The organism is Prevotella corporis DSM 18810 = JCM 8529 (assembly GCF_000430525.1).
In the GTDB taxonomy this organism is placed as follows: domain Bacteria; phylum Bacteroidota; class Bacteroidia; order Bacteroidales; family Bacteroidaceae; genus Prevotella; species Prevotella corporis.
In genome coordinates this window covers 1-21,673 of sequence record NZ_KE387156.1, presented here as the reverse complement: position 1 = coordinate 21,673, position 21,673 = coordinate 1, and the positions used below count along the sequence as shown (strand labels likewise).

Annotated in this window: 15 protein-coding genes and 1 tRNA gene; 13 read left to right on the top strand and 3 right to left on the bottom strand. The window is 45.9% G+C overall.

Going from position 1 to position 21,673, the window contains the following annotated elements:
* Positions 1-556 precede the first annotated feature (556 nt).
* The 6 genes from gcvT (at position 557) to H515_RS0110500 (ending at position 7,407) form a co-directional block, all read left to right on the top strand.
* Positions 557-1,642 carry a glycine cleavage system aminomethyltransferase GcvT gene (gene gcvT / locus H515_RS0110525; RefSeq protein WP_025876283.1) on the top strand — a complete coding sequence of 362 codons (1,086 nt, stop codon included), beginning with the start codon at positions 557-559 and terminating at the stop codon, positions 1,640-1,642.
* Positions 1,643-1,727: 85 nt separating this feature from the next.
* Positions 1,728-2,108: a glycine cleavage system protein GcvH gene (gene gcvH, locus H515_RS0110520; protein ID WP_025876282.1), complete on the top strand. Its 381-nt coding sequence runs from the start codon at positions 1,728-1,730 to the stop codon at positions 2,106-2,108.
* Positions 2,109-2,221: 113 nt separating this feature from the next.
* Positions 2,222-3,532 (top strand): aminomethyl-transferring glycine dehydrogenase subunit GcvPA, encoded by a 1,311-nt coding sequence (gene gcvPA, locus H515_RS0110515; protein ID WP_025876281.1) that lies wholly within the window; start codon positions 2,222-2,224, stop codon positions 3,530-3,532.
* Positions 3,533-3,586: 54 nt separating this feature from the next.
* Positions 3,587-5,062 (top strand): aminomethyl-transferring glycine dehydrogenase subunit GcvPB, encoded by a 1,476-nt coding sequence (gene gcvPB, locus H515_RS0110510; protein WP_028901929.1) that lies wholly within the window; start codon positions 3,587-3,589, stop codon positions 5,060-5,062.
* Between the two features lie 24 nt (positions 5,063-5,086).
* Complete coding sequence (gene lpdA, locus H515_RS0110505; RefSeq protein WP_025876280.1) at positions 5,087-6,445, top strand: dihydrolipoyl dehydrogenase; 1,359 nt, start codon at positions 5,087-5,089, stop codon at positions 6,443-6,445.
* A gap of 356 nt (positions 6,446-6,801) precedes the next feature.
* Positions 6,802-7,407 (top strand): riboflavin synthase, encoded by a 606-nt coding sequence (locus H515_RS0110500; protein WP_025876279.1) that lies wholly within the window; start codon positions 6,802-6,804, stop codon positions 7,405-7,407.
* Positions 7,408-7,576: 169 nt separating this feature from the next.
* On the opposite strand, the gene H515_RS0110495 is transcribed toward H515_RS0110500, so the two are convergent.
* Positions 7,577-8,224, bottom strand: a complete 648-nt coding sequence (locus H515_RS0110495; RefSeq protein ID WP_025876278.1) for an HAD family hydrolase — start codon at positions 8,222-8,224, stop codon at positions 7,577-7,579.
* A 204-nt stretch (positions 8,225-8,428) separates the two neighbouring features.
* On the opposite strand from H515_RS0110495, the gene mltG reads away from it, so the two are divergent.
* The gene (gene mltG, locus H515_RS0110485; protein WP_025876276.1) at positions 8,429-9,463 is read left to right on the top strand and encodes an endolytic transglycosylase MltG; all 1,035 of its coding nucleotides are present in this window, start codon (positions 8,429-8,431) and stop codon (positions 9,461-9,463) included.
* A 374-nt stretch (positions 9,464-9,837) separates the two neighbouring features.
* On the opposite strand, the gene H515_RS0110480 is transcribed toward mltG, so the two are convergent.
* Positions 9,838-9,912 (bottom strand) — tRNA-Pro (locus H515_RS0110480).
* Positions 9,913-10,073: 161 nt separating this feature from the next.
* On the opposite strand from H515_RS0110480, the gene H515_RS0110475 reads away from it, so the two are divergent.
* The 6 genes from H515_RS0110475 to H515_RS0110450 all read left to right on the top strand — a co-directional run bounded on the left by H515_RS0110475 (position 10,074) and on the right by H515_RS0110450 (position 18,960).
* Positions 10,074-11,327, top strand: coding sequence for a 3-phosphoshikimate 1-carboxyvinyltransferase (locus H515_RS0110475; protein ID WP_028901928.1), 1,254 nt, complete (start codon positions 10,074-10,076; stop codon positions 11,325-11,327).
* Between the two features lie 15 nt (positions 11,328-11,342).
* Positions 11,343-11,741: a hypothetical protein gene (locus H515_RS0110470; protein WP_025876275.1), complete on the top strand. Its 399-nt coding sequence runs from the start codon at positions 11,343-11,345 to the stop codon at positions 11,739-11,741.
* A gap of 64 nt (positions 11,742-11,805) precedes the next feature.
* A complete protein-coding gene (gene porW / locus H515_RS0110465; protein ID WP_036891878.1) occupies positions 11,806-15,390 on the top strand; it encodes a type IX secretion system periplasmic lipoprotein PorW/SprE in 3,585 nt (1,194 codons plus the stop codon).
* Between the two features lie 48 nt (positions 15,391-15,438).
* On the top strand, positions 15,439-17,046 hold the full coding sequence (gene porX / locus H515_RS0110460; protein ID WP_025876274.1) for a T9SS response regulator signal transducer PorX: 1,608 nt from the start codon (positions 15,439-15,441) through the stop codon (positions 17,044-17,046).
* A gap of 33 nt (positions 17,047-17,079) precedes the next feature.
* Positions 17,080-17,496 carry a tRNA (adenosine(37)-N6)-threonylcarbamoyltransferase complex ATPase subunit type 1 TsaE gene (tsaE, locus tag H515_RS0110455; protein WP_028901926.1) on the top strand — a complete coding sequence of 139 codons (417 nt, stop codon included), beginning with the start codon at positions 17,080-17,082 and terminating at the stop codon, positions 17,494-17,496.
* Between the two features lie 501 nt (positions 17,497-17,997).
* Complete coding sequence (locus tag H515_RS0110450; protein ID WP_025876273.1) at positions 17,998-18,960, top strand: type I phosphomannose isomerase catalytic subunit; 963 nt, start codon at positions 17,998-18,000, stop codon at positions 18,958-18,960.
* A gap of 252 nt (positions 18,961-19,212) precedes the next feature.
* Here the strand turns inward: H515_RS0110450 and H515_RS13470 are convergent, their stop codons facing one another.
* The gene (locus H515_RS13470) at positions 19,213-21,372 is read right to left on the bottom strand and encodes a calcineurin-like phosphoesterase C-terminal domain-containing protein (protein ID WP_081410164.1); all 2,160 of its coding nucleotides are present in this window, start codon (positions 21,370-21,372) and stop codon (positions 19,213-19,215) included.
* Positions 21,373-21,673: the final 301 nt, after the last annotated feature.

Sequence of the window (21,673 nt, the reverse complement as noted above, 5' to 3'; positions counted from 1 at the left end):
GCGAGATTGTCTTGACCAAGACTTTCTCGCATCATTCGTTATATGGTAAATGAGTAAAAGACACACAGCGCCTACTGGAACGTTGACCATCGGGCGATAAGAGGTTCAGATAAGACAGAGTAAAAAATCATGACAAACAAAGGTTTTTCAGAAATACGCACAAGCACCTGACAGTCAGCATTACAGATTCCGACAAACGAAAGGTAAGCTATTATACTGTAAAAGCTGACCTACGGCAGTGTGAACGCTAACCAATCAGTTTGCGAAAGGACAGCAACGGCAACTAAATAGCGAAAATATTTGACAAAAACAACTGTCCGAACAGTACAAAAGGCAGCAACGTCAAGAAGTCACGATTCAGAAAACACATTCCAAACGAAAAGAATTGGAGTGCATCACAAATCAGTTGTTTGAATTATCTTTAAATTTATCTTTAAACTTCTTACACAAATGAAAGATAAAAACATCATGATTATTTTGTATATTATAAAATCTTTATTATATTTGCATGCAAATTTTGCCTAAATACAAGTAAACAATTATAAACCTAGCAAATATGGAGAACAAAAGAACATGCCTTTATGACAAGCATGTAGCATTAGGAGCATTGATTTCACCGTTCGGTGGCTTTGACATGCCTATTCAGTATTCAAGCATTATCGACGAACACAACGCTGTAAGACAGCACTGCGGAGTATTTGACGTTTCACACATGGGTGAGATTATCATCTCTGGCAATGAAGCTGAAAAGTTTATCAATTATATTTTCACCAACGACGTAACAGGCTTGGCTGTAGGCAAGGTGCTCTATGGTATGTTCTGTATGCCTGACGGTGGTGTGGTGGATGATACATGTATCTGCAAGATTGGAGAGAACCGCTTCATTATGACGGTAAACGCTGCCAACATCGAGAAAGACAGCGAATGGATTAAGAAGAACTCTGAAGGTTTCGACGTGGAAATCACTTTCGCAAGCGACGACTATGCACTACTCGCTATCCAAGGACCTGACGCAGAGAAGATAATCGAAGGCAAGCTGGGCATACCTTGTTCGGAGCTGAAGTTCTACGAGGTTAAGACGCTCCAGAAAGACGGTGTTGATATCATTATCTCACGCACTGGCTACACAGGCGAAGATGGATTCGAACTCTATGGCACTCCCGACTACATCTGCAAGGCATGGGATCAGCTCATGGAGGCAGGGGCAACCCCTTGTGGTCTCGGCTGCCGCGACACACTTCGTTTTGAGGCTGGTATGCCATTGTACGGTCATGAACTCTCAGAAACCATCACACCCGTGATGGCAGGTCTGTCAATGTTCGTGAAGTTCGACAAAGAAAACTTCATCGGCAAGGAAGCACTCTTGAAGCAAAAGACAGAGGGTCCTGCAAAACGCTTGCGCGGTATCTGGCTCGACGACAACGCAATACCAAGAAATGGATACAAAGTGTTCAAAGACGGCAAGGAAGTTGGCGAAATCACAACTGGCTACAAACTCATCTCAGTTGAGAAGAGCTGCGCCGTAGCATTGTGCGATGCCGACATCAAGATGGACGACCGCGTAGAGGTTCAAATCAGAAAGAAGTTCTTCCCTGCAACCGTAGGCAAGAAGAAATTCTACGATCCTAACTACAAGAAATAATATTTCGACATCATTAAACAGAGGAGTACGAACCCAACTCCTCCATCTTTCATATCAAGATAAATCTAAATAAAAATAAAATAAAATGGCAAAAGTTATTGAAGGACTCTTCTATGCAGAGTCACACGAGTATGTAAAGGTTGAAGGTGATTGCGCTTACATCGGTATCACAGACTACGCTCAGCATGCACTTGGTAATGTTGTTTATGTTGACATGCCGGAAGTTGACGACGAAATTGAAATCGAAGAAGGCTTTGGTGCAGTAGAGAGCGTAAAGGCTGCTTCTGACCTCAATTCTCCAGTTTCTGGTAAGGTCGTTGAAATCAACGAAGCACTCGAAGATGAGCCAGAATTGCTGAACAAAGACCCTTACGAGAACTGGATCGTTAAGGTTGAACTTTCAGATAAGTCTGAATTAGACAAGCTCATGGATGCAAAAGCTTACGAAGAGTTCTGTGCAAAATAGTCAATAAACAACACTTTATAAGTTTATAGCTGTTTTCCATCTCAAAGTAATACTTGTGGGAGAAAGCAGCTATAAGCTTTTATGAAACCCTAACCTATTTAAATACGAGAAACATGAATTTTAAATTCTTTCCACATACAGAAGAAGAAACTCAGGAGATGCTCAAGAAAATTGGTGTGAAAAACATCAACGACCTTTTCGCAAACATTCCTGATGCCTTACGTTTCAAAGGCGAATACGACATCCCAGAAGCAAAGAGCGAACTGGAAATCAGAAACTTCTTCAACGCTTTGGGCGACAAGAACAAGTTGATGACCTGCTTTGCTGGTGCTGGTGTGTATGACCATTATACCCCAAGTGCAATCCCAAGTATCATTGAGCGCTCTGAGTTCCTCACGTCTTATACTCCGTATCAGGCTGAAATCTCACAGGGAACCTTGCATTACATCTTTGAGTTCCAAAGCATGATTGCCGAACTGACCAACATGGACGTTGCCAACGCATCAATGTACGACGGCTCTACAGCAACAGCCGAGGCTATGCTCGTAGCCAACGCATCCTCAAGTAAGAATAATACAATCCTGTATTCTGAAACAATCGATCCGAAAATTGTTGACGTATTGAAGACATACGCTCATTTCCAGAACATCAAACTGGTTGCAATCAAAAACAATGACGGTGTAACCAGCTCGAAAGACCTCGAAGAAAAAATAGCAGAGGGCGGTGTAGCGGGTGTTATTGTTCAGCAACCTAATTATTATGGTATCACCGAAGACTTCACAGGGTACGCTGATATCTGCCACAAGAGCAAGGCGCTTTTCATCGTCAACAGTGTGGCCGCCGATCTTGCATTGCTGAAGACACCAGGAGAATGGGGTGCAGACATTGCCGTTGGCGATGTTCAGAGTCTCGGTATCCCAATGGCATTCGGCGGTCCTTATGCCGGTTACATGTGTACAACAAAGAAGTTGATGCGTAAGATGCCAGGTCGTATCGTCGGACAGACAAAGGATACTCGCGGACAGCGCGTGTTCGCACTTACATTACAGGCACGCGAGCAACATATCCGCCGACAAAAGGCAACATCAAACATCTGCTCCAACCAAAGTTTGATGGCCCTTTTCGTTACCATCTATATGTCACTCATGGGAAAAGAAGGTGTAAAGGAGTCTGCCAAGACAAGTTTCGACGGCGCACACTACCTATGCGACAAGATGACGGCAACAGGTAAGGCTCAATTGGTTTACAAACAGCCATTCTTCAATGAATTCTTGGTTAAAATTGAGAACCGTGACGCATTCTATGACAAAGCTATCGAGAAGGGAATCCTTCCAGGTGTGAAGGTTGGCGACGACCAACTGCTGGTAGCTGTGACAGAAAAGCGTACAAAGGAAGAGATAGAAGCACTCGTGGCTTTGCTCTAATCCATCCTACTTTAACCTAAAAGTTTTTAATTAAAACATTAAATTATTGAAGAAATGAACAATAGATTATATGGCAATTTGATATTTGAGCTTTCCCAGCCAGGAAGAAAAGCTTATAGCCTACCCAAGAACGAATTTGGAAACTATGAGTTCCCAAGCAACTTGAAGCGTGAGAAAGACGCAGAACTCCCAGAATGCGACGAATTGACGGTCGTTAGACACTATACAAACCAAAGCGGCAATAACTTTGGAGTTAACAACGGATTCTATCCATTGGGATCTTGTACAATGAAATATAACCCCGTCATCAATGAGGAGATAGCTGCCATGCCTGCATTCACAGGTATTCATCCCCTTCAGCCACTGAACACAGTTCAAGGCTCGCTGGAAGTTGAGTACAACCTGCAGCAAGCGTTGGCAAGCATTTCGGGACTGTATGATTTTACTTTGAATCCATATGCTGGTGCACATGGTGAGCTGACAGGTTTGATGATTATCAGATCATACCATCAAAGCCGCGGCGACATGAAACGTACCAAAGTGATTATCCCTGACTCTGCACACGGCACCAATCCAGCATCCGCAGCTGTCTGTGGCCTGGAGATTGTTGAAGTGAAGAGTACTCCAGAAGGACTGGTTGACGTAGAAGACTTGAAGCCATTGCTGGGCGACGACATTGCAGGTATGATGATGACAAATCCTAATACCCTTGGTCTCTTCGAGAAAGAAATTCCTGAGATTGCGAAATTGATACATGAAAACGGCGGTTTGATGTACTATGACGGAGCGAACCTCAACCCTCTGCTCGGCGTTGCACGTCCAGGCGACATGGGATTTGACGTTATGCACATCAACCTTCACAAGACTTTCTCTACCCCTCACGGAGGTGGCGGTCCTGGTGATGGCCCTGTTGGTGTTCGCAAAGACTTGGTGCCATTCTTGCCAAAGCCACATGTCATCAAAACAGAAAAAGGCTTCGATGTGGTATTGCCAGAGCATGGCAGCGACTTCACTGTTGAAAACATCCACGTCGGACCATATATGGGTAACTTCCTGACAATTCTCCGCGCCTATACCTACATCCTCACACTCGGAAAGGAGAACATCAAGTGGGTCGGCCCTTACGCAACATTGAATGCAAACTACATCAAGGAATCGTTGAAGGATGATTACGAATTGCCAATTGATGACATCTGCATGCACGAATTTGTATTCGACGGTTTGAAAGACAAGAGTACGGAAGTAACAACCATGGATGTTGCCAAGCGTTTGCTCGACTATGGCTACCACGCTCCTACAATTTATTTCCCACTCCTCTTCCACGAGGCCATGATGATTGAGCCAACTGAAAGTGAAAGCAAGAAAACCATCGACGGCTTCATTGAGGTGATGCACAAAATTGCCAAGGAGGCTCGTGAAATTCCTAATGAAGTAAAGGATTCTCCTCATAATACACCAATCGGTCGTGTAGATGACGTGTTGGCAGCCAAGGAGCCTATCCTCAACTATCGTCAGGCAATGAACAAGTAACAACACCTAAATAACTAAAATATTATGGAAAAGACCGATTTAATTATCATCGGTGCGGGTCCTGGAGGCTATCATACAGCAGTACATGCTGCCCAAAATGGTCTCAAGGTGACCATTATCGAGAAGAGACATCCGGGCGGAACTTGTCTCAATGAGGGATGTATTCCGACCAAGAGCTTTGCTCACGATGCCGATTTGTACCGTAACCCATTGCTTTCGTGCGTTGGTGGCGGACACGTTGATTTCAATCGCATCCAAGAACGCAAAGCCGAGGTTATCAATCAACTCCGTGAAGGTGTGAAAGGACTTCTCTCCCAGCCAGGAATTACCTATATAGAAGGTGAAGCAAAGTTCATCGACAAAAAAGTAATCGAGGTGAACGGTACACAGATGACCGCAGACTACATCATCATTGCGACTGGTTCGCATGCCCGTATGTTACCTTTCATTCCGGCACTCGACTCACCAGAGGGCGAAGCATTGAAGAACAAGGTCATGACGTCAACCGAACTGTTGGACATCGATCATGTTCCCAATTCAATGGCTATCATCGGCGCCGGTGTTATCGGACTGGAGCTTGCCTCAGCTTTCGAGACTTTCGGTAGTACGGTTACGGTTATTGAGTTCTTGAAAGAGTGCTTACCAACCATGGATTCAGATATTGCTAAGCGTCTTCGCAAGACGATGGAGAAAAGAGGTATCAACTTCAATTTACAGAGTGGTGTAAGCAGTATCGAGCCCACAGCGGATAACAAGCAAGTGGTCATCAGCTACAACCAGAAAGGTCAAGATAAGCAGATTACCGCTGACATAGTGCTCATAGCCACTGGCAGAGCAGCCAACGTTGAGGGACTCGGTCTTGAGGCAGCTGGCATCAACTGCATCAAGCAAGGCATTGAAACCAATAACAACTACGAGACCAACATACCAGGGGTCTATGCCATCGGTGACGTCAACGGCAAGCAAATGCTGGCCCACGCTGCCAGTTTCCAAGGCATGCGCGTTGTAAACAAGATATTGAACAAAGAGGATAAAATCCGTTTCGATATCATGCCGGCAGCCGTATTCACCTATCCAGAAGCTGGTTCTGTAGGCATGTCTGAGGACGCCTGCAAGAAAGACGGCATCAAGTGCATTGTCAAGAAAGGCTTCTACCGTGCCAACGGAAAGGCATTGGCGATGGAAGAAACAGAAGGAATGCTGAAAGTGATTGCGAACGAAGAGGGCAAAATTATCGGATGCCACATATTCGGTGCGCATTCAGCTGACATCATTCAAGAAGTTGCTGTACTGATGAACAACGACGCCACGCTTGACGACTTGAGGGATATCATCCACATCCATCCAACGATTGGTGAGATACTCCTGGACACTATAATTTAAGTTCAAATATTTGGCACATGGAAAAAAAGTGCTATCTTTGCACTTAGAAAGGACACGCATTAGTCGTATCGATTCGATCGGGATAGTCATCAAATAAATCAGAAAACCGAGATGACTTCTTCGGTTAATGGCGGGCCACATAAATCGCATTCCGCGACTAAGCCGCAAGGCCAGTGGATTACAAAGACGGAGAACTCTCTTATCATTGATACTCGGACTTTTCATCACATCATCGGTACGACTTTTCAAAATCCTCTCTCTTGAGGGGCATACAGGGTGAGGCCTCACAGAGACCTCACCCTAATTTTTAATCACATCTGAGGCTTTTGGGCCAAAAACAAAACTATATTGTAATTATGTTCTCAGGCATTGTTGAGGAAATGGCACAAGTAGTTGCCATCGACCGCTATCAGGAAAATATAGATTTCACACTGAAATGCTCATTCACTGATGAGCTGAAAATCGATCAGAGCATTGCGCACAATGGTGTTTGCCTGACGGTTGTCCGTCTGAAAGGTGACACCTACACCGTCACAGCGATGAAGGAAACTCTTGAAAGGTCGAATCTCAGACTTCTTGAAGTAGGCAGTCGCGTGAATGTTGAGAGGTCAATGATAATGAACGGACGGCTCGACGGCCACATCGTTCAGGGGCATGTGGATGAGACTGCCAAATGCATCAACATGGAAAATGCCGACGGCAGCACCTACTTCACATTTGAATACAAGCAAGACGCGGAGATGGCGCGTCGCGGTTATTTTACTGTCGATAAAGGATCTGTCACCATCAACGGCGTATCACTCACAGTCTGCGAGCCCACCGAGAACACTTTCAAGGTGGCAATTATCCCCTACACGATGGAAAACACCAACTTTGCCGACATCAAGGTTGGCACTATCGTCAACATTGAGTTTGATATTCTCGGAAAATACATTGCAAGGCTCAGCAATCTCACACAATAATCATAAGTCGGCATACAGGATTAAAAGTCAGCATCAGCGATAGCGCTAAAAAATAGGATTGGACTAAACTTGCCAACTCACAGCTTCCAATTTTAGTTCTTGTATCTCTACTCCTTAAAACAATGGGCAATTAAGTCGTTTTTCTTAATTGCCCATTATTGTTTTCTGCCTATTCGTCGGGCAGAAGGTCATCTGGCTTGTCGGCAAAGAACGTCGCCCCGTGTTCCAAGAGGAACTCCTTATCGCGGAACCCCCAGAGTACGCTGGCGCAAGGTAGCCCACTGTTGCGCGCCGTCATGATATCGACGTCGCTATCCCCAATATAGACAGCCCCCTCCTTTGAAACACCAAGCTGGCGTAGAGCCTCCACAACGGTGTCGGGGGCCGGTTTCTTCTTGATATTCTCCCTTTCGCCGATAGCCACTTCAATAGTATCTGGAAAGAAATGACGGGCGAGGTCCTGAGTGGCAGCATAGAATTTATTGCTGACAATGGCCAGCTTCTTCCCCCTACCCTTCAGCTCACGCAACAATTCAGGAATACCATCGTAAGGCTTTGTGGTGTCTAAATTATGATTAAGATAATGTTGGCGGAAGGTTGCATAAACCTCTTCAAACTTCGGATTATCCAACCCGTTCGGGATAGCCCGCTCCATGAGTTTCTTCACACCATTGCCTACGAACATTCTCACATCCTCGATGGAGTGTTCTGGCATATCGTATTGCCTCAAAGCGAAATTTGTACTTGCAGCTAAGTCTTTTAGTGTCTCCAACAAAGTTCCGTCCAAATCAAAAACATAAGTTTCAAATTCTCTCATTTCTTCTTATATATTTACAAATAAACAATAGCAAACCGCCTATCTGCCACTATTAGCCTGTTAACGACTGCAAAAGTACAAAGTATAAGCCAAATAATTGCCAACACAATATTAAAAATAGAAAAAACAGTTGTCTTTTTACTCTCCCTCCTAAAGTCATTCAATCCAAAATGATTATCTTTGCACTCGTAAAAAACAACTATCATGGCTAAGTCAAAACACAAGACAGGCAACCGCACATCGCTTAAAATCATTGGCGGACTGACATTCATCGGGCTATTGATTGTCTATTTCTTTTTCTTCTCTTCGATGGGGAGGACAAGCGACAAAGAATATGTTTACATTGATGAGGATGACAACATCGACTCTGTTTATCAAAAGCTGGAGCCTATCTCCACAAAGCACAGCCTCTGGACATTCAAGCAGCTGGCAAAGCTGACTTCCTACAAGGACCACATTCGCACTGGACGCTATCAAATCAGCAGTTCGGGTGCATTGCAGACCTTCCGTCACTTCAAGAACGGAAGCCAGGCACCCGTATCACTGACCCTACAATCTGTCAGAACGAAAGACGACCTTGCAAAGAGTGTAAGCGAAAAGCTCATGTTCTCAAAGGAAGCACTTCTCGACAGCCTCAACTCCAGCGAGACATGCAAGAAATACGGCTACACACCAGAGACGGTTATGGCCCTCTTTATCCCAAACACCTATGAGTTCTACTGGAACACTTCGATAGAGAAATTCCTCGAAAAGATGAGCGAGGAGAATAAGAAGTTCTGGTCATTCGAACGCACACAGAAAGCCAACGCTACTGGATTCAACAAGGAGGAAATCATGACACTCGCCAGTATCGTTGACGAGGAAACCGACAACGAGGGCGAAATGCCGAGAATTGCCGGAATGTACATCAACCGTCTGCGCACCGACATGCCATTACAGGCCGACCCAACGGTGAAATTCGCTTTGGGAAAGTTCGAGGCTCACCGCATCTATCACAAATGGTTGAGCTACGACAGCCCTTACAATACCTACAAATACCACGGTCTGCCACCTGGCCCAATTCGCATCCCATCGGTAGCAGCCATTGAAGCGGTGCTCAACTTTGTGCATCACGACTATCTCTACATGTGCGCAAAAGAGGACTTCAGCGGCACCCACAACTTTGCCGAGACCTACGAAGAGCATCAGGAGAATGCCAAGAGATATGCAAAGGCACTGACCGACAGGGGCATAAAATAATTGTGGCCCGTACCCAACAAACTATTGAGAGACAAGCCCGATTTATAAAATAATTTCAAATCACAATCTCATCACTGACCTTTCGCCTTGCAATAGCTCACCTATTGCACGCCGAAAGGTCAGCTTTCGTCACACGAAAGGTAAGCTTTCGGATACCAAAAGCTATCACACTGATTTTCAACCACTTATAATTTACATTATCCAGAAAGATGTAAATTATTGTAACCTACCGCTTTTCACTTCCTACCTGTGCCTCTAAAGCTATCATACCGATTTGCTCACGCACCTCTTCAAGAGCCTTACCGCAATGTCGCCAACAAGCCATTAAACAAAAGAATGGCGACAAGTGAAATCCATCACTTGTCGCCAAATTGTCGGGATGACTGGACTCGAACCAGCGACCACCGGTCCCCCAGACCGGCATTCTAAACCTACTGAACTACATCCCGAAAAGTTTAAGTGATGCAAAATTAGTTACTTTTTGAGAGATTAGCAAACTTTTGGAGTTGTTTTTCACTGTTCACAAGTTTATTTTGTATTTTTGTATGAAAATAAGCAAGTACACACGATGTACCCACCCCATTTTAGACACAATAAAGACACTTAAGCAATGCAATATACAATCACACCACCCAATCATATCGACTCAACCATCAACCTTCCTCCCTCAAAGAGCATCAGCAACCGCGCACTGATCATCCACGCATTGGCTGGAGGAAAAGTCGCCCCCAGCAATCTCTCGCATTGCGACGATACAGAAGTCATCATCAAAGCACTGAAGAACAAGCCTGAGACCATTGACCTCATGGCAGCAGGCACTGCCATGCGTTTCATGACGGCTTATCTGAGCGTGACCGAAGGTGAGCACACGCTGACAGGTACCGAACGGTTGAGACAGCGTCCTATAGGTATCCTCGTGGAGGCACTGAGATTCCTTGGTGCCGAAATCGACTATTTAGGAGAAGAAGGCTATCCCCCACTCCGCATCAGGGGGAAATGTCTGGAAGGCGGACAACTCGAAATAGTAGGCAACGTAAGCTCGCAGTACATCTCGGCCTTGCTCATGATTGGACCGACACTGAAGAATGGGCTGGAATTGAAACTTATAGGCGACATCGTCTCACGCCCCTATATCGACCTCACCATCCACCTGATGCAAGAATATGGCGCCGAAGTAGAGTGGACCGACGTCGATACAATAAAAGTAGGAGCAAAACCGTACATCGAACGCGAATACGTCATTGAAAACGACTGGACTTCGGCAGGTTATTGGTATGAGATTCTGACACTAATGGACGACACTGATTCGCAAATCACTTTCTCTGGATTGCAAAACGGCTCAAGACAGGGTGACTCTGCCGTGAAATACATTTTCTCGCTGCTGGGCATCAAGACCACATTCGCACACAAAGACCTTGACAAACTCACAGATGTAAGCATCAAACGCTACCCCCGCACGCTGCCCAGATTTGAGTACAATCTCACCAATCAACCCGATTTGGCACAGACTCTCATAGCCCTCTGCCCAGTGATGAACATCCATTTCCGATTCACTGGACTACATAATCTCAAGATTAAGGAAACCGACCGCATCGAGGCAATGAAGAACGAGATGGCAAAACTGGGCTACGTCATCAACGATATTAACGATTCCGAGATGGTTTGGGACGGTGAGCGTTGCGAAAAAACAGAGCCTGTCGTCATCGACACCTACAAAGACCACCGCATAGCAATGGCATTTGCGCCGCTCTGCATACAGTTGGGCGAGATAAAAATCAACCATCCGGAAGTTGTAACAAAGTCATACCCACACTATTGGGACGAATTGGAGAAAGCGGGGTTCAACATCGTTAAGCAACAATAGCACGCAACAGAACAAATGGACATTATTTTAATAGGTGTATCAGCCATCGTCGGACTTGGAATTCTTGTGGGTATCGCCACAATCTTTGCACGACGCAGCAGCGATGAGCCCGATGTGATTCATCATGCCTCTGGCGACTGCAACACTTGCACTGGGCTTGACGAAAGTTGTGAGCAGACTTGCATGATGGAAGCTGCAACGAAAGAGATTGAATACTTTGACGACGAAGAACTCGACCGCTTCAATGGAAGAGACTCAAGCGACTACTCAAACGAGGAAGCTGACGAATTTCGGGAAATTCTCTACACCATGCGCCCCGAAGAGGCCAAAAGCTGGAACCGAAGCCTCATCTTAAGGGGAATCAACATACCCAATCAGGTGAAAGACGAACTGATTACATTGATTGAAGGATAGGATCAGACTGCAACTTAATCCTCGTAAAAGACAATAAAAGCACTCTCATTTGAGTTAAATATACGTGAATCCATCTTGTAAAAAACATATCCCCATATTATTGCTGGTAGTGCTTGCAATAATCATCGTCGGTTGCTCTACCAAGAAAAACACCGCACAGACGCGTTGGTGGCACTCATTCAATGCCAAGTACAACACGTATTACAATGGCGCTCAGGCATATATCGACGGTTCGTTGGAAAAAGAAAATGGCAATAAAGACAACTTCACAGAGATGATTCCACTCTATACGGTCGGCAACAAGAACAGCCGCGACATAGGAAAAGGCAACTTTGAGCGCGCCGTGGAGAAAGCCGAGAAAGCCATTGCACGCCACAGTATCAAGCGTCGGCCAGAATGGAACAAGAAAAGGAGAAAGACTGAGAAAGATATAGAATGGCTCTCACGCAGGGAATACAATCCGTTTCTATGGAAAGCATGGATGCTCATGGGGCGGTCGCAGTTCCACAAGGGTTCGTTTGAGGACGCAGCAACCACCTTTTCCTACATGAGCAGACTCTACAAGGGGCAGCCTGCCATCTTCGGAAAGGCACGGGCATGGCTCGCAAAGTCATACGTTGAAGCCGGATGGCTCTACGATGCAGAGGACGTTATTCGCAATATGAAGCGCGACTCCATGGACTGGAGGGCAGTAAAGGAATGGGATTACACTTTCGCCGACTACTATATCCATACGGGAGAGCTGGAAAAGGCCATCCCTTATTTAAGAAAGGTAATCAAACACGAGATGCGCCGAAAGCAGAAAGCCCGTGAATGGTATCTGATGGGGCAGATTCAGGCCGCGTTAGGCAACAAAGAAGCAGCCTATACCGCATTCAAGCGCGTCATTCGCTCCAATCCTCCCTACGAATTGGAGTTCAATGCCCGCATCGCAGCTTCGGAAGTGATGGCAGCAGGACAGGCAAAGCAGACTATTGCACGTCTGAAGCGCATGGCTTCATCAGACAACAACAAGGATTATCTTGACCAAGTTTATTATGCAATAGGCAATATCTATCTCGCTGAGAAGGATACGATGAACGCTATCTATGCCTATGAGGCTGGAAACGAAAAGGCCACACGCAGCGGAGTAGAGAAAGGAGTGCTATTGCTGCACCTCGGCGACCTGTATTGGGCAAAAGAGAGATTTGGCGATGCGCGAAGGTGTTATAATACGGCATTGGGCCTACTTGATAAAGACCGAAAGGACTATGCACAACTGTCTGAACGGTCGAAGATCCTTGACAAATTAACTCCCTATACCGATGCCGTTCAGTTGCAAGACTCCCTGCAATACTTGGCAAAATGCCCCGAAAAAGAGCGTCTTGCGGCCATTGACAGGGTTATAGATGCACTGAAAAAGAAAGAAAAAGAGGAGCGTAACCGACAGGCGGAGCAAGAATCGCAGAAAGAACAAGCAGCCAACAGTGGCATAGGCACTAACAATGTTGGCAACAATCGCCTGCAAATAGAGAACAAACAGCAGCAAGGCAGCACATGGTATTTCTATAATCCCATGGCCATCCAACAGGGAAAAGCCACCTTCCAACGACTGTGGGGGAAGCGAGAGAATACTGATGACTGGCAGCGAGTCAACAAAACAGTCGTTGGCGGTATCGGATTAACGACAGAACAGGACAATCTCACTGACGAACAGAGAGATTCCATCGCACGAGAGGAGGCAAAACTGGATTCCATCAACAACAAGACTGACTCCGTCAAGAACGATCCGCACAAGCGTGAGTTCTATTTGGCACAAATACCCTTCACCCCCGACCAGCTACAGGCCAGCAACAAGATATTGGAAGACGGCCTCCATCATTCCGGTGTCATATTCAAGGATAGACTTGACAACCTCAATCTCGCTGAGAAAGCACTTCGAAGGGTGAGCGACAGTTACCCAGACTACGAGAAAATGGACGATGTCTATTATCATTTGTACCTCCTTTACATGCGAAAGAATCAGCCCGAAACAGCCAACACTTATATATCAAAGCTGAAATCTCAATATCCGAAGAGCGAATGGACAGCCGTCCTGACCGATCCCTATTTCAAACAGAATGCCAAGTTTGGCGTACAGATGGAGGATTCATTATATTCCGCCACCTATGAGGCGTTCAAACACAACCGCTTCGGTGAGGTGGAAGGCAACAGAAAGATATCAGACACACGTTTTCCACGAGGTGCCAACCGCGACAAGTTCTTGTTTATCGGTGGCTTGAGCAAGCTCAACAACGGCAATATCGAAGGTTGCGTCACTGATATGAAGACCGTTGTGGAGAAGTTTCCCAAGAGCCGAATCAGCGAAATGGCAGGTATGATCGTCAATGGCGTACAGGCTGGCAAGAAGATACGCAGCGGAAAATTCGACTTGGGTGACGTATGGAACTACAGGACCAATGTTCTCAACGACAGCGACAGCATCAAACAGGTGAAATTCACTGTGGAACGCGACATCGACTTTAAGTTCTTGCTCGTCTATCATCCGGATTCGCTGAACGAGAACAAACTGTTATTCGAAATGGCCCGATTCAACTTCACCAATTTCCTTGTCCGCAACTTTGAAATAGAAATCGAAGACATCGAGGGACTTCACCAAATGCAGCTCTCTGGATTCAGAAGTTTCGACGAGGCCTACCAGTATGCCCGTCAACTCTTCAGCTCCCAGAACGTGGTGGCACAGATGAGCAAGGACACTCGTGGAATTATCATCAGCGAGAAGAACCTCCAACTGATAGGAACGACGTTCAGTTACAAGGACTATGACGACTTCTATGCGAAGAACTTTGCACCTTTGACAGTAACAAAACGCTACTTACTGTCAGAGCCAGCAGAGAGAGCAACCCCACGAGAGAAAGAAAAAGACCTACAAGAGGAGATTGAAAGCAGAAATCCCACTGAGCGAGACCTCAACATCAAGGATCAGATGAACGGTGAAGTGGATAACGGCATGACCATTCCAATGGAGGAAGACAAGGCCAAACCTGACAACACCCCTGCGAATGGTATGATAATTCCATCAGAAGAGTCAGCCAAGCCAAAAGATGCTTCAGCCATTTCGTCACCGAAGGTAATCATCCCCGTTGAAGAACCTGCGGCAAACACGTCCAAGACAGAGTTTATCATACCGATGGATGAGCCTTCGCAGAACATCGGGCCAGACAACAACCGGACAACAGCCACCAGCAAGGAGCAAAAAGCTCAGACACCAGTGCCGACGCATCAGCCATCTACCCCGCAACCATCTACAACCAAGAAAGAAGGGGCAGACATGCCAACCAATGAGACCATCATCGCAGTTGACGACAATACGTTTGAGGTTCCCATCGACAAGCCAACACCGGTCAAGAAGGATGAGAACAAGAGCATAGCGCCAGCGAACAGCGGCAAGGCACTGACAAACAAGCCGACCCCGCCGACCCCAAAAACGAAGAAAGACAAGCCTTCGGCTCCAAAAGCACAGCCAAAGAAGCCTGCCAACGAAGGTCCTGTTATCTACTTTGAAGAAGAACAGAAGCCAAACACCGACAAGAAGAATCCCGACGACAAGAGTCAGCCGGCCCTTGACTTCGACTTAGACGACGAATACTACGACCTTGACGGTTTTTAGGCTATGCCGACACAGATTACATTATATTAAACAAAAACCACACATTATATGAGCAATGGATTATTACTTTGGGTTGACGACGAGATTGAACTCCTTAAAGCCCATATTATCTTCCTTGAGAAAAAAGGCTACGAAGTCATCACGGTGAGCAATGGCCCCGATGCCATCGAACAATGCCGCACCCAGACGTTCGACCTTGTGCTCCTCGACGAACAAATGCCAGGTCTTTCTGGATTGGAGACCTTGCAACAGATAAAGAACATTCAGCCCGCAACGCCCATCGTCATGGTGACAAAGAGCGAGGAGGAAAACATCATGGAACAGGCCATCGGCTCCAAGATTGCCGACTATCTGATTAAGCCCGTTAATCCCATGCAGATTCTCCTTACTCTAAAGAAGAACATCCACCGGAAAGAGATTGTAACAGAGGTCACACAAAGTGGTTATCAGCAGGAGTACCAGCAGATTGCCATGCAAATCAGTGAATGCAGGAGCTTTCAAGACTGGCAGGAAATATACAAGAAGCTCGTCAGATGGGAATTGGAGCTCAGCAGTGCCGACAGTGGCATGACCGAGATGCTGACAATGCAGAAGGAAGAAGCCAACATCGGCTTTGCCAAATTCATCACAAAGAACTACATCGACTGGGTGGCGCCGAGGAACGACAAGCAACACGGCAGGTTCCAGAACATCGCCGACAAGGATGGCGGCAGCGTTGCCTCACGTCCTTTGATGAGCCCTGACATATTCAAGACCAAGGTGTTCCCAATGATTGACAATGGCGACAAGGTTTTCTTAATCGTCATCGACAACCTACGATTCGACCAATGGCGAACGCTCTCCGAAGAGATTGGAGACATGTTCGATATCGATGAGGACCTGTACATGTCGATATTGCCAACCGCCACGCAATACGCACGCAACGCCATCTTCAGCGGACTGATGCCACTGCAGATAGCCAAGATGTTCCCCGACCTTTGGGTGAACGAGGATGAGGAAGAGGGAAAGAACCTGAACGAAGGACCGCTCATTCAGACACAGATAGACCGCTATCGCCGGCACGATAAGTTCTCCTACCACAAGATAAACGACTCGAACGCAGCCGAGAAGTTCATGCAACAGTTCAAAAACTTGGAGCAGAACGACCTCAACGTACTTGTAATCAACTTCATAGACATGCTTTCGCATGCAAGGACAGAAATGAAAATGATTCGCGAGCTGGCAAGCAACGAGAGCGCCTATCGCTCGCTTACCATGAGTTGGTTCCGCCACAGCGTCCTTGCTGAAATGTTCAGAGAGCTGGCTCACTCTGACTATAAGATCATTTTGACGACCGACCACGGCTCAATCCGTACGACAAAACCAGTCAAAATCATTGGCGACAGAAACACTAACACCAATCTTCGCTATAAACTCGGCAAGAACCTGAACTACAATTCCAAGGAGGTCTTCACCATCAAAGACCCGCGTCAGGCACAGTTACCCTCGCCAAACATCAGCACAAGCTACGTGTTCGCAACTGGCGACGACTTTTTTGCCTATCCAAACAACTACAACTACTATGTCTCCTACTACAAAGACACTTTCCAACATGGAGGTATCTCAATAGAGGAAATGGTCATACCGCTGATAACTATGACACCGAGAAAAAGATAACGGCAAACAAAAACTGATAAAATAGAGAAAACAATGGAAATAAAAATAAAGAATCTGGAGACCATCCATGAATCTGCCAAAGAGTTTATAAAGAACATCGGTGATAAAAAAGTGTTTGCTTTCTACGGCAAGATGGGAGCAGGCAAGACAACTTTCACAAAGGCCATCTGCGAGGTGCTGGGCGTGAAGGATGTTATCACTTCGCCAACATTCGCTATTGTCAACGAATATACTGACGGCAACGGAAATCCGATTTACCATTTCGATTTCTATCGAATCAAAAAACTCGAAGAGGTTTATGATATGGGCTACGAAGACTACTTCTACAGTGGCAACTTATGTCTGTTGGAGTGGCCGGAACTGATAGAGGAGATCTTACCCGATAATGCCATAAAGGTTAAAATCGAAGAGCAGCAAGACGGCAGTCGCCTTGTCACGCTCGAAGAATGAGAACGAGACTGGGGATTGCTGGCAGAACGACAAACACAGCTTTCCGTCCGCATCCCTCACCTCCGTCACCTGTCGGATGAAGATTCAAAATCATACGTCTGAGCCTTGAGTTTGCAATGGCTTACCTTTCGCATAATGATAGCTTAGCTTTCGCACGGCAAAAGGTGACCTTCCACGAACATATCTTTAATCGGCTGAAATACAGATGTTTAGCAAACGAAGGATTTAAAACATAAGAAAGTGGGTATTTTGAATCAAAAAACGCTGTCAACACATCTGCTTCTCCGCCAGTTTGCACAAGTAAAAAACAGAAAACAGTATCTACATTTAAATTTAAAGCACTCCGATATAAGAAAATTCATCTATATTTGGGAGCGTGACATTTAATTTGTAACTTTGCGACAATTATAAAGAGAAATTCATGTAATACACCCTTTGTCGTTCTTTTACGATAGTACGCTTATTTATCCAGGAATGACGGAGATAGAATAATAGACAATTATGGAAATCATAAAGTTCCGACCACTACTAAAACAAGTTTTGTGGGGTGGCAATAAGATAATACCTTTCAAACAGCTTGACCAGCATTTGGAGCAAGTTGGTGAGAGTTGGGAGATTTCCGGCTTAAAGGGAAACGAGTCGATAGTGGCTGACGGTCTTTACAAAGGGATGCAACTCAACGACCTCGTAAGCCGATTGAAGGACAAACTTATGGGCAAGGATAACTATGAAAGATTCGGCAATGAGTTTCCGTTGCTCATCAAGTTCATCGACGCCCATGCACAATTATCCATACAGGTTCATCCCAACGACGACCAAGCCCGTGCAAAGGGTCTTGATCGCGGCAAAACCGAGATGTGGTATGTGATGAAGAGCGATGAGGGAGCAAGACTCATGAGCGGATTCAGAAAGGCCTTGACACCTGAAGAATATCAGGAAAAAGTGGAAAACGACACCATAACCGATGCCTTGGCTGAATATGAAGTAAAGGAGGGCGATGTGTTTTACCTGCCAGCAGGCAGAATCCACTCCATTGGAACAGGTTGCTTCCTCGCCGAAATCCAGCAAACCAGCAACACCACCTATCGCATCTACGACTTCAAACGCAGGGACAAGGACGGCAATTATAGGGAACTGCACACCAAGGAGGCAGCCGATTGCATTGATTTCAGCGTAGAGAGCGATTATCGAATACAGTATGCCCCACGGAGGAATGAGGGTGTGCAACTCGTGGCATGCCCTTACTTCACGACTTCAGTCTATGACCTGACGGAGCCAATGGTGCTTGACTATTCCGAACTCGATTCATTTGTGATTTTAATGGGGTTGAGCGGAATGGGAACAATCACCGACGACGAGGGGAACGAAAGCCCGTTCCAAGCTGGCGAGACCATTCTCTTGCCCGCAACAGCCACAAGTGTGAAGGTCGCAGGCGAAATAAAATTTCTGGAAGTTTACGTGTAGCCCCCCCCACTACCTCACTCACCAGCAACAAATAGGAAGTGCCGTGAGCCCCAAATGTCATCATGAAATTTGGAGCTCACGGCATTTGAGTCTCAGCACTTCTCGTCTTGTGGGCTAAATTCTGATTCTGTACACGTCTTTGTGCTTCTTTGCTTTGCAGTTTTCAAACTTAAGCGTGAACGAAATGCCCAACTCACGGTTTCAAGAGAAGTCCATACGAAGGTCCTATCCTTTGAACAGTGGAATAAACGTTTACAAACCCATTTGCTTTTCCAACTTCATTGCTGCCACCGGCTCGTTTGTGGTGACATAATCGACACCGAGGGAAAGAAAATACCTGATGTCGTCAAGTTTGTTGACTGTCCAAACGTTGACTGTCATTCCGAGATCGTGTGCCTGTTTCACCCACTCTGGATGCTTTCTCAATACCGCCACGTCATAGTCGATGCCCCGCATGCCCAAATCCTTGGCTTCCTTTGGGGTGAGATCGCCCTCAAGATAAGATATGCTCGCTCCGTAAAGCTTATCTGCCAGTTGTCTGCAGATGTTCTTGCTGAAGGATATGTATTCGACCCGATGGCTCATTCCCAACGCTCTGACCAAACTCACCACCTTGTCAACGCATTGATTTTCGAGTTCTTCGGTGGGATGAGGCTTGATTTCCAATATCAGCTTGGTGTATTTGCATGCACGCCCATTTTCAAGATACTCCTGAAGCGTTGGCAGTTTCTCACCATTCGGAAGCCTCTGATACTTCACATCACTGTAATTGGCCGTGATAATCTTGATGCCGTTGATATCATCGTCATGGTTTACGACTATCTTATGGTCTTTGGTCATCTGAACATCAAACTCAGATCCATAGGCCTTGATTTGGTTGGCCTTGCGGAGTGCGGCTATTGAGTTCTGCGCCGAGCCCACGGTATTCCAATATCCACGATGGGCAATGATACGTGAATGCCAGCCATGGTTGAGAGACACCTGCTGTACGAAGCGCTCCCCGAAGCGATTGGTGAAAGCGACGGTGACAACTCGGGTGCCCACGGGTGCTTTCACCCTGAACAGATGGGGTGTGTTGATGGGGCCATTGTCATTGTGTTTGTCGGTGTTTTCAAGATAGCTCTGGTCCTGATCCGTAAATCTTTCCATCTCCCCCATTGGCTTTCCATCTGCCATCCACTCCACCTTGCATTGACTGTCGTAGTCCCAGACGTTGGCAACGAAATAATCTTTCTGCGTGATGAACGTACCTGGAAGATAAGTCTTGAACTGATAATTGCTTTTTTCGCGGGTGGCTTTGTAGCTCCAGCTCACGTCGTTGCCGTCAACATTAACAATAAGATAGCCGTTGGGTGCTCCACATCTGTTAATCCAGCTGTCCCACCAAGCCCCACAAACTGCTCCTATATTGTGCTGATACAATTTGGCATTGGGCTCCGCATTCTGAAAGAAGTGGGTGTGACCGCAGAACACGTGTACGGTGTAGTCTTTCAGAATCTCCTCCAACTGCTTGGCGTCACGGATGTTGCCCTCTTCGGCAGCAGTGTTCCAGCCTGCTGCGTGCATGTTTAGGAAAACGGTTGTACCGGCAGGAACATAGCTCAGGTCATGCTTAATCCAATCAAGCACGGGCTTCGTGAGTTCTTCCGTATATCCTATGCTGCCCTTGTAATTGATGTTCTTGACCGTTATGACGTGAATTTTTCCGATATTGAACGAGTAGTTGGTCGGTCCGAAATACTTGAAATATTCATGTTCAGCGAAGTTGGACGAACCTTTGGGCATATTGTTCAGGTCTTTGAACTGCTTGTCGAAATCATGATTGCCGATACATTGGAATACGGTCATTCCCATGTTTTTCATCGATTTCTTGTAGGGCTCAAATAGCTTCATCTTGTCCCATACAAGGTCGCCCAATGCTACTCCAACGACTTCACGGGAATCGTTGAGCGAGTCCACAACATTCTTGATGTCAACAATCGCCTCGTTACGCCAGCGGGTCATGTTATTACTGTTGCTCACTTGCGGGTCGGAGATGGCTATGTAAGAAAATTTATCACTCTGGCTGGACCGTTTCTTCAGAATAAAAGTGTTTTCCACTGTGTTGACAGCTTGTTTGATGGGTATGTAAAACCCTGTTGCCAGCCCATTGACCTGTGGCAGTTCGTATTCGGCAGGGGTAGAGATTGCAATGAACTTGCTCTCGGCCGTGTCAGACACCAACTGCCAATCACCATTTATATCCGTTGTGGTGAAATGCACTCCATCGTTTACAACCACATTTTGAATGCCTCTTCCGTTGTTGTCCTTGACCTTGCCCTGAATTCTGAACGATGAGGTGGGCGTTGTTGTCGCTGCAGTATAGCAAATCAGCGACGTCAGAAGCATTGCATCAACAAATAAATTTCTCATTTCCTATTGATTTTGATTCCTGATTTCTGTCGTAAGCCATGACGTGGCTAATGTTTTCAGCGGAAAGAAGTGGAACAAGAAAGGTCGTTCCTTCTGAAAGCTTAAGAAATAAAAATTCGTTCTTTTGTTCTGAAAACATATTAGATATTTTTATTCAGCACAAAGGAACGGAGAAAATATTTCAAACTCACTAACTCAATATAATGTTTGTATTTACAACCGATTATTACTCAATATTTTATAGATAATAAGTCAGAAATATGGTTGTTATTTTTAATTGCACATTCTAAAAGGTGAAGAT

Bases quoted from the DNA above. Each gene is read 5' to 3' on its own strand.
- H515_RS0110475 (WP_028901928.1), top strand. From the start codon at position 10,074: ATGCAATATACAATCACACCACCCAATCATATCGACTCAACCATCAAC.
- H515_RS0110495 (WP_025876278.1), bottom strand. From the start codon at position 8,224: ATGAGAGAATTTGAAACTTATGTTTTTGATTTGGACGGAACTTTGTTG.
- tsaE (WP_028901926.1), top strand. From the start codon at position 17,080: ATGGAAATAAAAATAAAGAATCTGGAGACCATCCATGAATCTGCCAAA.
- gcvH (WP_025876282.1), top strand. From the start codon at position 1,728: ATGGCAAAAGTTATTGAAGGACTCTTCTATGCAGAGTCACACGAGTAT.
- gcvT (WP_025876283.1), top strand. From the start codon at position 557: ATGGAGAACAAAAGAACATGCCTTTATGACAAGCATGTAGCATTAGGA.
- H515_RS13470 (WP_081410164.1), bottom strand. From the start codon at position 21,372: ATGAGAAATTTATTTGTTGATGCAATGCTTCTGACGTCGCTGATTTGC.
- lpdA (WP_025876280.1), top strand. From the start codon at position 5,087: ATGGAAAAGACCGATTTAATTATCATCGGTGCGGGTCCTGGAGGCTAT.
- H515_RS0110450 (WP_025876273.1), top strand. From the start codon at position 17,998: ATGGAAATCATAAAGTTCCGACCACTACTAAAACAAGTTTTGTGGGGT.
- gcvPB (WP_028901929.1), top strand. From the start codon at position 3,587: ATGAACAATAGATTATATGGCAATTTGATATTTGAGCTTTCCCAGCCA.
- H515_RS0110500 (WP_025876279.1), top strand. From the start codon at position 6,802: ATGTTCTCAGGCATTGTTGAGGAAATGGCACAAGTAGTTGCCATCGAC.
- H515_RS0110470 (WP_025876275.1), top strand. From the start codon at position 11,343: ATGGACATTATTTTAATAGGTGTATCAGCCATCGTCGGACTTGGAATT.
- porX (WP_025876274.1), top strand. From the start codon at position 15,439: ATGAGCAATGGATTATTACTTTGGGTTGACGACGAGATTGAACTCCTT.
- mltG (WP_025876276.1), top strand. From the start codon at position 8,429: ATGGCTAAGTCAAAACACAAGACAGGCAACCGCACATCGCTTAAAATC.
- gcvPA (WP_025876281.1), top strand. From the start codon at position 2,222: ATGAATTTTAAATTCTTTCCACATACAGAAGAAGAAACTCAGGAGATG.